Annotated in this window: 12 protein-coding genes; 1 reads left to right on the top strand and 11 read right to left on the bottom strand. The window is 63.5% G+C overall.

Annotation, left to right across the window (positions count from 1 at the left end):
* Window positions 1–168: 168 nt before the first annotated feature.
* The 7 genes from QM806_RS25740 to QM806_RS25710 all read right to left on the bottom strand — a co-directional run bounded on the left by QM806_RS25740 (window position 169) and on the right by QM806_RS25710 (window position 5,485).
* The gene (locus QM806_RS25740) at window positions 169–606 is read right to left on the bottom strand and encodes a ParB family protein (RefSeq protein WP_283293223.1); all 438 of its coding nucleotides are present in this window, start codon (window positions 604–606) and stop codon (window positions 169–171) included.
* Window positions 606–1,394, bottom strand: a complete 789-nt coding sequence (locus QM806_RS25735) for a ParA family protein (RefSeq protein ID WP_283293222.1) — start codon at window positions 1,392–1,394, stop codon at window positions 606–608. Before QM806_RS25735 ends, QM806_RS25740 begins: the two co-directional genes overlap by 1 nt.
* Window positions 1,395–1,861: 467 nt before the next feature.
* Window positions 1,862–2,461 carry a hypothetical protein gene (locus QM806_RS25730; RefSeq protein ID WP_283293221.1) on the bottom strand — a complete coding sequence of 200 codons (600 nt, stop codon included), beginning with the start codon at window positions 2,459–2,461 and terminating at the stop codon, window positions 1,862–1,864.
* Between the two features lie 220 nt (window positions 2,462–2,681).
* Window positions 2,682–3,953: a hypothetical protein gene (locus QM806_RS25725; protein ID WP_283293220.1), complete on the bottom strand. Its 1,272-nt coding sequence runs from the start codon at window positions 3,951–3,953 to the stop codon at window positions 2,682–2,684.
* A 424-nt stretch (window positions 3,954–4,377) separates the two neighbouring features.
* Window positions 4,378–4,716, bottom strand: coding sequence for a hypothetical protein (locus QM806_RS25720; protein WP_283293219.1), 339 nt, complete (start codon window positions 4,714–4,716; stop codon window positions 4,378–4,380).
* Complete coding sequence (locus QM806_RS25715) at window positions 4,713–5,198, bottom strand: hypothetical protein (protein WP_283293218.1); 486 nt, start codon at window positions 5,196–5,198, stop codon at window positions 4,713–4,715. The genes QM806_RS25720 and QM806_RS25715 overlap by 4 nt, the downstream gene beginning before the upstream one ends.
* The gene (locus QM806_RS25710; RefSeq protein ID WP_283293217.1) at window positions 5,195–5,485 is read right to left on the bottom strand and encodes a hypothetical protein; all 291 of its coding nucleotides are present in this window, start codon (window positions 5,483–5,485) and stop codon (window positions 5,195–5,197) included. The genes QM806_RS25715 and QM806_RS25710 overlap by 4 nt, the downstream gene beginning before the upstream one ends.
* Window positions 5,486–6,436: 951 nt before the next feature.
* Here QM806_RS25710 and QM806_RS25705 point away from each other — a divergent pair.
* The gene (locus QM806_RS25705) at window positions 6,437–6,877 is read left to right on the top strand and encodes a helix-turn-helix domain-containing protein (protein WP_283293216.1); all 441 of its coding nucleotides are present in this window, start codon (window positions 6,437–6,439) and stop codon (window positions 6,875–6,877) included.
* Window positions 6,878–7,259: 382 nt separating this feature from the next.
* Here QM806_RS25705 and QM806_RS25700 read toward each other — a convergent pair whose 3' ends face one another.
* The 4 genes from QM806_RS25700 to QM806_RS25685 all read right to left on the bottom strand — a co-directional run bounded on the left by QM806_RS25700 (window position 7,260) and on the right by QM806_RS25685 (window position 10,742).
* On the bottom strand, window positions 7,260–8,384 hold the full coding sequence (locus QM806_RS25700; RefSeq protein WP_283293215.1) for a GAF domain-containing protein: 1,125 nt from the start codon (window positions 8,382–8,384) through the stop codon (window positions 7,260–7,262).
* Between the two features lie 44 nt (window positions 8,385–8,428).
* Complete coding sequence (locus tag QM806_RS25695; protein WP_283293214.1) at window positions 8,429–9,190, bottom strand: MBL fold metallo-hydrolase; 762 nt, start codon at window positions 9,188–9,190, stop codon at window positions 8,429–8,431.
* Window positions 9,191–9,525: 335 nt separating this feature from the next.
* Complete coding sequence (locus tag QM806_RS25690) at window positions 9,526–10,092, bottom strand: hypothetical protein (protein ID WP_054248308.1); 567 nt, start codon at window positions 10,090–10,092, stop codon at window positions 9,526–9,528.
* Between the two features lie 62 nt (window positions 10,093–10,154).
* On the bottom strand, window positions 10,155–10,742 hold the full coding sequence (locus tag QM806_RS25685; protein WP_283293213.1) for a hypothetical protein: 588 nt from the start codon (window positions 10,740–10,742) through the stop codon (window positions 10,155–10,157).
* Window positions 10,743–10,751 lie beyond the last annotated feature (9 nt).

Genomic DNA, 10,751 nt, shown 5'->3' with positions numbered 1-10,751 from the left:
CGGGGTCCCGGTCGATGAGGCCCCGCCGGCTAGGCCCCGGCGGGGTCTCTCTCGTTGCGGCCGTTGCGGCCGTTGCTACGCAATGCTGTTTGTGCTGGCAGGTGCCATTTTCGCTTCTGCGCAACGTTGCGCCATATAGCCCATATGGTGGATGCCCGCCCATAGGGGCTATATGGCGATCTCATCGGCTGGCGCGGGGAAGGGCTCGCCGTTGTTGTACTGCGTTTCGAGCTTGGCGCACAGCTGGTCGATCGCGGTGCGGATGAACACCTGCTGACTCTTGATCCCAGTCCGGGGGCGGGTGTGTTCGAGTGCCGCGACCATGCGGTCCTTCAACTCTTCTTCCAGCGACAGCAGGATGTCGGTGGTTTGAGCCTTGCGCTTCTTCTCTGTTGCCGGTTTCACCGGCGTCGATGCGGCCTTGCGTTGCCGCGGCGTTGCCGACGATGTTGCGGAGCGAGTGACTGTTGCGGGCGCGTCAGACGCCGTTGCGGTCGACTCCGATGCAACGGCGTCTGGTGTTGCGGTCGTCGTTGCCGCGGGCTGAGCGAACGGGGTGCGCGTACTACGAGGCACGGGTCGGGCAGGTTGGGGAATTTTGCTCATCAGAGGGCCACCTTCTCCAGGATCTCGATGAAGTTGGTATGGAGGTTGCGGGACCAGACCGGATTGGAGGGGTGTTCGTCGAAACCCATGCCGACGTTGGTCAGCTTGGAGATATCCCCCTTGTGCATGATCGGGTCGCCAAGCAGGGCGATACCGTCCGCGGCCCCGTACTCCTTGAGGTAGTCGATGACCTCCGCGTGATCTTTGCGACGGCCGTCAAGTTTGTTGACGACAATCCCCGCGATTGGGAGGACCTTGTCCATGTACTCGGCCAGGTCTTCGAGAGCTGTCTGGAGCGAATTAAGGCCGTCAACCGCATCGTGTTCCGGGTTGACGACGATCAGGAGATTGTCGGCGGCGTACAGGGCGCTCCGGGAAACGAGGTCAATCGCCGGGCGGCAGTCGATCAGGATGTGCTCGTAGTCGCCGGATACCGGCTTGAGAGCACGGGCGAAGGACATCTCTCCCCCGGGCTTGGTGCCGAGTTGGTCGGAGACCGCCTGGAGTTCAGCGAAGCCCGACGGCACGACGTGAATCTCTTCCCGTCGCGCGGCGACGATCGCGTCCCGCATCGGCAGATCCGTCTGGCGGTCGAGAACATCCGCGAGCGAATGCGGCGACGGCTCAGCTGTCGTGTAGCCGGTGAGGTGCTTCGTGGAGTTGCCCTGCATGTCCGCGTCAACCAGCAGGACCGTCCGGCCGGTTGCGGCAGCGGCATGCGCGAGCCCGCCGGCGACCACCGTCTTTCCGACGCCACCCTTGAGGTTTGCGATCGCAGTGATCGTCATGGCCCTCCCCTCTCTATTCCCATATGGGAACTTATATAAGCTTATATTAGCTTATAACTAGTGCCTATACATTCGGTTTGCTTCGGTTGGCTAGTCAGATCATATGTAGCGCAAGGGCATATAACCTGCAGTGACATGCGGTTATCTAAGGAAATCTCAGCTCTCATGTGCTACCGGAATCTCACAAAACAGCAGCTGACCTAGGCTGTTCTTTGCTCATCGGAGATCTTCTGATGTTGCGGAGCACCAGGTCAGATTCCGTTCCAGAAGCCGCCCGGAGCCTTGTAGGGGTCATCCTTCGCGCTGAAATTTCTCCCTGCGCCTGGCCGTTCCAGGCGCAGGTTTCGGCAAGCATCGGAGGCCTGACCAACCCCAGTGGGGAGCGGAAACGTAACTTTCACGACTTCCCGGAACTCAGCATGTCCTTCTTCGACTGCTACCCATCGAAACGGGCCTACGAACGGATCTCAGCGTCGGACGGAGACATTCTTGCGGGAAGGCCCCTGGACGGTGACACCGCGCTGAGTGGTCGCCCGCGCGCTGTCCCTGAGAACGAGGTGCGTGTTGCCGCTGGCGTGGACTACCGCATCACCCTCCGCGTAGACCACCGCGCTGTCGTAGGCGTGGACGAAGGTGTTGTCTGTCGCGTTGATCTGAGTGTTGTCGCATGCGTTGATGCCGGCATGGTTGCGTGCAATTACAACGCAATGGTCGAACGCGTCGACGACGGTGTTGGTGTAGGCGTAGAGCCGCACCTGGCCCGTGATCTGGAGGCGGGCAGCGTCGGTGGCGACGATCTGCGCGGTCTCCGGGAGCGGGGTGTCGAGGTGGATGCGGACCAGAGAAGTACCGATGATGCGGATGATCCACTGGTTCGTCTTGGCTTTGGCGAACGTGCGGTCGTCGAGTTCGATCTCGCTGCCGGCGGTGTCGACGACGACGGTGGTGGCCCCGGTGCGTAGCCGTTCGCGGACCGAGTCGGAGTTCCTGCTGACCTGCTCCGTTCGTTGCTGGCGAGCGGGGGAGCGGCGCCGTTTGGCTGGCGTCTTCGTCTGGCTCGTCGACACGTGGGGCTCCGTTCTCGAAGTAGGTGCGGGTGAACGCGGTCGTTTCCGGCACTTTATGCCGAATCTTCCGTGTCAGCAGTAACCCGCGCAGTAACGCTCTCCGTGCCGCTTCCGGAAGCCGCGGTCGAGGCTACGTCGACCACGCAGCGCTCGAGGCCTGCCCTCACCGAGGACCCCTTGGTGCCAGTGCACTGAACACACGACAGCTTGGTGGTGGCGGTCATTCGTGGACCCCTCCGGGGCGTGTGGTGCTCGCATCGGCAGCGAGTGTGCGCCAATTCGCTCGCATCGCCGCGCGGTGTTCGGCACTTGCCGCCCGGGATCGGGCCTCCGCAGCCTCGGTAGCGCGTGCTGCCTGCTCAGCGCGTCGCTGGGCGTCGATACTGGCTCGTTGCTGGCTCGGGGAGGGGCCGGTGAAATCGATGCGTGAGAGCCGCATGTGGGCGTATCGGACCGGGTTTTGGACCGAGTAGCCGCCGGTGCGCCAGCTCTTCGCGTCCGGCCAGGTCCACCCACGGTTCTGGGTGTCGCGGGTGAGGGCGTCGGCGATGTCGCGGCCGGTCCAGCGGGTGGTGTCGATGCCGGTGCGTACGAGCACGTCGACGAGCTGGCCGATGTGCCCATCCGGCGTCAGTGCGGGGGCGAGGCGGGCGAGCTGGGCGGCCGCGCGTTGGGTGTGCAGGGGCCGGTGCGTGTTGGTGGTAATTGCTCCTGCGTGCGTCGCGCGCTTGGTGAGTTCTCTCTTACGAGAGAACTTCTCAAGAACTGAAGAACCAAGAGATAGGGTGTCACGCCCGCTGAACTGTGGATTGGCCGCTTCGGCTTTGCGGTCTGCAGCCTGCTGGCGTTGGCGGCGCTGCTGATGCGTCTGCGCCCGGTGCACTGAGCGGGCGGGGGAGCGCCGCTTAGCGGCGACTGGTCGAGGAACGGCCTCGATGACCCATCGGGGGCTCGACAGGGCCCACACGCTCGCAGCTCCGCGCTGGTGGCCGCCGTGATGCAACTCGGCGGCCATGAATTCACGGCTCTGCAGTTGGCGACCACGGACGACCTCATAGCCCATACTCAGGTCACGGAGCACGCGCCGTGCACGTTGGACCACAGATTCGGAGACCCCTGCCACCCGCTCGATCGTGGCCACCGAAGCAGTGATGCCCCGTCCGGTGGGGGACTCGGCGAATCGGGCGTGGGCGGCCGCGACCGCGACCATCGTTTCAACGCCGATGCGGCGCTTTTTGACCGCGGCTCTGCCGATCTCGGTGTTGGTTACCGCGTGGCGAACCTGCCGTAGCCACGCACCCTTACCCGACCACACCGGGATATCCCGGTGGGCACCGTCAGCGACGGGTAGTGCCCACGAGCTGCCGCGCTGACCACTCGCATGGTTGAACTGTTCGAGTTCGCCAACGTTGCGGTGCGCTGCGTCGACGAGGGCTGCCCACTCCGCATCGGGAGTAGTACGACCTGTGTGCTCCGGTGCGTCGGACGACACGCCGAGTGTGGATGTTTGAGTTCTGGATGCTGATTCAGGGTATGAGTTACCCTGAGACGTATTCACGGTGTGTGAAAGTCCCTTCGGGGATGCAGTACGAGTTCGAAAGTTCGAGCTTTCGAAACTCACCTCAGAGAGAAAGTGATGGCCCTGCCAAGGCCTTCACCCTCCTGGTAGGAGGACCTGCCAAGTCCTCCTCGACGAAATCCGCGGTCGCGGTTCCTGACTTGAAACCACCCCCACCAGGGGGTTTTTCGTGTCTCTGAGGGTCTGCGCTGATGAAATTAGGTATCGAGGACGTTCCGTTTCGTCACTCAGCCACAGCCACCACTCCCTTCCCTCTGGACACAGGTCATCGACCATCTCACCACGCTCGCTGGCACCGATCGGTTAGGCACGCGTGATGCATCTGTGACGAATTTGCTCACGCCGGAGCTTGCTCTCGGCGTACCGACTTCGGCGTTGATTGGGAGGCGAGCATGAGCTGAGCGATGGCCGCAACTTCGCGGACCTGGTCGACCGAGGCGGTTTCGGGGTCCGATGCGACGAGATCAATCACATCGAGGAGTGCGTCGCGTGTTCCAACGCCGAATCCCGACTGACCTGCGGAGAGCAGGAGCGGCCCATGGTCGTGGATGAGGTTCTCGACATCGAGCACGGTGACGCTATCCGCGTCAGCGACCCGTCGTGCGCAGACCCTTTCCTGCATCGGGATGAGTTCCCACTCGTGTCCCTGGAGGTCGGTGGCGGTGAGGTTGGTCATGCGGCTTCCCCTCTCGTTGAGCTGTGGATACGGGTGTTCCACGCCTCGATTGCCGCTGAGATCCGCTTCTCGGCGATCTCTGTCGGTTGACCGGCGAGGTGCGCCCAGAAGACGCTGGTGACTGTCTCGGTGCCACTGAAGTCGCCGCCGGCCAAATAGTCGTGGGCGTCGATCGCGCTGTTTGCTACCGCGGCCCAGGGGAAATCGGACGGCGCGCGATCGAGCTTGATCGCCGCGAGTTGCTCGAATACGTCCCAGCGCGCCGAGATCGAGTCGACCGAGGCGATCGGTGTCGCGCGGCAGAGAGAGGCGACTGTCTGCGCCTCTGCCTGCGAGAACCCGGGGACGGTGATGAGACCCCACTGCGGGTGGGCGTAGAGGTCGGCGAACCAACCCCACCGAACGGCAGAGGGGCCATCGGTGGCAGGGGACTCCAGCTGACCAGTGGCCATGTAGTAGACGCGATCGACGAGAGATGTCATGCCGCCACCCCCCGGTTGGCTTCACGCTGGCCTTCACTCCGGTTGTAGTAGGCGCGCAGGTCACGGCGAGTCAGGATGGCTCCGCCGTCGTGGCGGTACGCAACTGCCGCCCAGATCGTCGACTGCGGGGGAGTACCCGCGCTGGTCAACTCCGCGACCTCTCTCCGGCAGGCGGCAAGTCGCGGGCACCGCAGGCATTCGGCCTGGGCGTCGAGACCGGCGCGGTAGGAACCTGCATCCAGGTCCCAGGATTCAGGGTCGATCGAGCAGGGCGTGGGGGCGGTCATGCTGCGACTCCAGCCCGCGTCGTATCCCATCGACTTCGAGAGCCCGAGGCCACTGCTTCGTATCGCGCCAGGTGGCGGTGTTCGATCCGGTTTCCGCGCAGGTCGTAGGCGTCGCCGGCGACGATCATTCCTCGCGGCGGCTCACCTTGTTCGATTGCCCGGAGGATCTCGGTGCGGCATTGGGCGAGGAGCGGGCACTGCTTGCACGCGTCAATTACGCGCCGCAGCTGGGCTGCGCTCTGCCCCTCGATCTCCCATGCCTGCGCTCGGCCGGAGCAAAGTGCCGAATCCTGGGCCTCTGGTCGGATCGGTGTGACGCCGCGGCTCTCGAGCTCCCTCCGAATCGCGCGGAGTGCTGGGCAATCCTCGCACCCGGCGGTGTAGGTGAATCCGCAGCGCAGGCACCGGCCGGTAGAGGTTGGGCGGTGTTGAAGTGATGACGCCAGCAGATCGCTGGTCGAGGAGTTCGAAAACTGAGTTCCGCGGGTGCCCGTCTTCGCATCGCGCTGTGTCAGCTCGCGCAGTGCTGCCGCGGCCTCTGGGCACAGCGGTTTGATGATGGTCGGCTCATAGCCGCATCCGGTGCAGCGTCCGTCCATTGTCGAGTGCAGGGACGTGATGCGTACCAGGTCAGTGGCACTTGCGGTTGCCAACGATCGGGTTGCGGATAGGTGCTTCTTGGGACGCTCAATTAGAGCGCCAGCTAACGTGTTCATTGCAGAGGTTCCAATCTGCTATGACCGGCTAGGGGTTGCAGCCCCGCTCCGGTCGAGGCCCCCTGATCGTTGGTAGCGATCGGGGGGTTTCTTGTTGTGTGGGGGAAGTCAGGTGCTCATCCCCCCTTGGGATTCTAATATAGTCTTACACCTTATCGCTCTTGTCTATCGTACTTTTTTGTGACAACAGTCCTGGAGGTCGGGCAGCATGGCTCGTTATGCGAGGTTGCCCAGGATGAGCCGGCGAACACTGGATGGGTTCGTGCCTTCCCGGCTCTCCAAGGCGCGTATCGACAAGCACTTGGCGCAGGGCGAACTCGCCCTGCGTGCCGATGTGAGCACGGCCACGATCTCGGCATGGGAAGTGGGTCGATCGACCCCTCAGGTCGATCGATTGATGAGGGTTGTGGAAATTCTCGGACTGCGAATGGACGAGGTGATAGATGTCCCCGTCAAGGAACGCAAACTCGGCACGCTGCGCGAGCTGACTGGCCGAACCCAAGCGCAGCTCGCCGGGATCATCGGAGTGTCGACATCCCTTCTCGCCGCTCTCGAACGCGGACACGCCAAGCTCGGCGATGCTGTCGCTGACCGGCTTGCAGGCGAACTCGGAGTGTCCGTTACCGAGATCCGAGCGGCGTACGAGCGTGGGCGCGCCCGGCCGCCACTCGACTGAGGATTGTGCAGTCGGGCGCAGGGCTGCTGGGGAAGTGCTGCTGAGGCGTAACGATCGGCCGGCGAAGAACGATTTCTGCGTCGACCCCCCGAGGTCCCACTTCTTCGCAACGCTGAGCGCTGAGAGAAGTAGCTCGGTTGCTCGAATCGACATAACCCACCCCCGGGAACGGTGTGGCGCAAGAAGATACACGTGTGCCACACGTTGTTTTGCCTCTTCTGAAGCCGACTACGACAAGCCTCAGGAAACTCCCGGGTGGGGAGCGCGGACATCAGATTAGCAGTCCTCAGGAACTCTGCAACCGAACGATCGGAGCGGTGTGTCGATCTCGCCCATCACGCTGGGCGGGCGAGATCGCTTGCCGCTGTTATTGAATGGTGTACTACCAGCACATCGGGCCGGTGCCGGGGCGTACCAGCACCATCGCTTGCACCACCGTTACACCGTGCTCGGCGCTGGCTGTCGCCACTCCAGTGATGGTCAGCTCGGCGGGTGTCCACGCCTCCGACTCGGAGAACCGGACGAACAGCACCACGTCGAGGCTGAGGGCGTCGCCGTTCCGAAGTGATTCCCGGGCATGCAGAAATGCATCTCGGCTCTTCTCGTGGATCTCGGCGACCTCGGTGCGCCAGCGAGCGAGCGGTCCGGGAGGTGTGACATCCCATTCCAGGAACAGGCCCGTGATCAGCTCTAGGTATCCGATGCCCATCGGCTCGGCAAGCGACTTCTCGATCGTCATGGCCTGGGTCTTGCTGTACTCGCGATGGAAATCCCGCTTGGGGTGTGTCTCGTCGGTGAGGTCGTGGATGAGGCCGGCGATGGTCTTCCGGCCGCCGATCTCGCGGCCCCGGGTTGTCATGTGCACGCACCGTAGAACCTTGTCGTCGCCCTCCAGGCTGATCTCGGCCGCAAAAGGCTGGCTTGGTTCTATTTGGCCGTGGCCGATCTGGCCGACATACACGGTGTAGGCGTCGCGCTTGTCGAAGGCGGTGAAGAAGCGCCAGATCTCGGGAAGGCTGCGGTTGGGCTGGGTGGTGTCGATGCCGAGGATCTTCTCCTCGACGATAGGGGTGTGCTCGGACCGCATCGTGGCGAAATCCCACTCGAAGGTCCCGACAGTACGTGGAGGGGGCGGCGCCTCTCCGGCCGCTGCGATATATACCTGCACGCCAAAGATTTCCCCATTCGAAGACAGGATGGGGGCCGCATAAGATACCGCGGTTCGGTTCTGCGACAACCAAACCCGATCGTGAAGTGGTTTACGGGCTTTGAGGACGGCGCTGATGGCCTTCTGTGCTGCCTCGCGGAGTTTGGCGGCGTCGCCACGGTTCGTCGCGACGCTCCAGCTCCTTTTCATCCGGCTCGCGAAGTCGCGCGCGAGACCGCCTTCGGAGACGACGCAAGGCTCTTGACCTGCATCGACACCGAGAGTTTCGAAAATTACCCAGCCTTGATTGCCGGTTTCTGAGGCACCATTCTGTTGGCGGCCTTCGAGTACGTCTGTCACGTAGAACTCCCCTCCATCAACCTCAACCCTATGTAAGCGTTGGGTCAGGGGAAAATCGGGCTCTGTTCTGCGCGAAGCCGATCGAACAGAATCGCATCGTGCGCACAGAAGACGGACACTCGCTGTGAGGGGTCGTGTGCGAGTTTGCGGAGTTGCTGGTGATTTGCACGGACTTTCGCGGGAATTGAGGCCAGAGTCAGCTCGATCGCACCCAGCGCCGCGGCGCGGCTTATTGGTGCAGATCGACTGGGGGAGAGTGCTGCTCGATGGTAGAAGGCATCTCCCGCATGAAACAGCCAACCGCGGTTGCTGGTTCGGACCGCGACACCGGCATGGCCGATGGAATGTCCGGGCAACGGGACGAGCCACACGTCTTCGACTCCGATGATCGGGTGTGCGGTGGGAAGGCCGAGTAGCTCTTCTCCGGTCCCGTCGTACGTCTGGAACGAGGTGATCGCCTCGACGTGTGGGCGGCGATACCGGAGACGGTCGGGTAGCCGGCGCCGCGCTTGCGCGGTGCGGAGTTCGGCGGCTGTCGTGTGCACTGTTGCGTGAGGAAAGTCGAGTGCGCCACCGATGTGGTCGTAGTCCAGGTGCGTCGCCACGATGTGGCGCACGTCCGAGAGTTGGTAGCCGAGGGCTTCGATTTGATGTGCGGCCGTCTCCTCCACGCGCAACGCCGGCCCGAGGGTCAGGGCGACGCGGCCGAGCCGATTTTTCGGCGCGGCAATATCCGACCGGCCGATTCCACTGTCGACTAGGACCAGGCCGTCGTTCGTCTCGCACAGCAGGACATGCGAGACCAAGGGGCCGCTTGCGAGCGAATCGAAGGATCCGCAATTCAGATGATGGATACGTCGAACAGGCATAGCTAGCACCACCGGGGATAGGCAGGTGTGGCCAGGCACTGATCCATGCCGGCCGCCACATCCGGAACCGAAGTCGTCAAGAACCGGGAAACCTTCACACCTGAAGGCGCGGCACTATCTTACGCATCAGTAAGGAGGGTGTCAGATCGGACGCTTGTCCTGGTGCTGGCGGTGAAGCCCCGGGGCGCCTAGGTCGCGGTCTGTCGCCGCTCAATTGATGATTTGAACTGCGTAGAGGACACGTCCCCGCGGAAGGTGCGTCGCGTCGGCTCTTACTTCAGGCCGCAGCTGATGTGCATGTACATGTCGAAGTCCTCGTACGGGGAGTTCACCATCCAGTGCGGTGGGGTGTCGGCGTCGACCTGGATCTCGACCTCTCCGACCGATGGCTTGTCCCAGGTAACGCCGAGTGGATACTGCTTCGTGCTGCCCTTCGGTCGTGTTCGGTTGACGGCCTCGATCGCCCCCGGGGATTCGGCGAAGTCGTGAGCTGGGTAGTTGAGGGTCTCGTTCTCGACCGTGATGGTCTGGGATCCGTGCGTGAGGGTGGCGTGCCACCCGTTCGGTGCGGTGATGTCGACGGTGAGATTGTCACCCTCGCCGTGGCACTGGACATCGACCTGGTCCGGGGCGGGAAGGGTCACGAGGTCGACGCCTTTGCGGTTGCCGACGCCGATGGCGATGTTGCCGTCCCAACCGTCGGATCCGCCGGACGATTCGGCGGGCGTGACGGTGCCGGGCCGACCGTCATCGCTCGACGAGCCGGAGCATGCGGTCAGGGTGGCGGCGATCATGCTGGTGAGAGCGAGGCCGACGAGCGTGCGGCTGCGGTTGGACATCTAGTTTCCCCTCCTGTTGCCGCAGGGCGGCGTTGTCGAACGCGGTGCGGTGACTACTGGTTTCAGTACCGGATGGTGTCGATGAGCCAGCTGTCCCCGGCCCTGGTGAGGGTGACCCAGACGGTGGTGTCGGGGGCGACGGGGACTGCGTTGTCACCGGTGATCGCGGTCTGATGGATGGTGGCGACTCGGTGAATGAGGGTATCGGTATCGGGCGGGCACCCGGAGCAGCCGATCATCACGTCGGCGACGACCTTCGAGTTCGCGGTGGCCCATTGTCCCCATTGCACGCCGGGTCCGCGTTCGGTCGTGACCGGGACGGCCACTTGCGATGCCAGGCTGTCGGTCAGCCACTGTCGAGCCCGGATGAAGCCGTCATTGGGGGACCGGTCGGTGGCCGGGTACCAGGTGAACGCGACAGCCAGGGCCTGGCGGGCTGCCTCCTCCGCCGCCGCGGCGCCTGGCGCCGGTATCGCAGCGGTCGGCGGAGGTACTGGAGCAACGGTGATCGACGGTGCAGGGGCGGACGTCGTCGACGTCTCTGCAGGCAAGGTTTGCGGATCTTCTCCGTTCGGCCGGCACGCATAGACGAGGACGGCGACCAGGGCGCCGAGGATCACCACCACGGCCACGAATCGACGCACGCTCATCTCGGTCCT

This window comes from Rhodococcus sp. IEGM 1351, assembly GCF_030056875.1.
Lineage (GTDB): Bacteria > Actinomycetota > Actinomycetes > Mycobacteriales > Mycobacteriaceae > Rhodococcus_F > Rhodococcus_F opacus.
Note: the sequence above shows the minus strand (reverse complement) of the source record. Positions and strands in the feature narration are given on the sequence as shown.

Bases quoted from the DNA above. Each gene is read 5' to 3' on its own strand.
- QM806_RS25740 (WP_283293223.1), bottom strand. From the start codon at position 606: ATGAGCAAAATTCCCCAACCTGCCCGACCCGTGCCTCGTAGTACGCGC.
- QM806_RS25735 (WP_283293222.1), bottom strand. From the start codon at position 1,394: ATGACGATCACTGCGATCGCAAACCTCAAGGGTGGCGTCGGAAAGACG.
- QM806_RS25720 (WP_283293219.1), bottom strand. From the start codon at position 4,716: ATGACCAACCTCACCGCCACCGACCTCCAGGGACACGAGTGGGAACTC.
- QM806_RS25715 (WP_283293218.1), bottom strand. From the start codon at position 5,198: ATGACATCTCTCGTCGATCGCGTCTACTACATGGCCACTGGTCAGCTG.
- QM806_RS25710 (WP_283293217.1), bottom strand. From the start codon at position 5,485: ATGACCGCCCCCACGCCCTGCTCGATCGACCCTGAATCCTGGGACCTG.
- QM806_RS25705 (WP_283293216.1), top strand. From the start codon at position 6,437: ATGAGCCGGCGAACACTGGATGGGTTCGTGCCTTCCCGGCTCTCCAAG.
- QM806_RS25690 (WP_054248308.1), bottom strand. From the start codon at position 10,092: ATGTCCAACCGCAGCCGCACGCTCGTCGGCCTCGCTCTCACCAGCATG.
- QM806_RS25685 (WP_283293213.1), bottom strand. From the start codon at position 10,742: ATGAGCGTGCGTCGATTCGTGGCCGTGGTGGTGATCCTCGGCGCCCTG.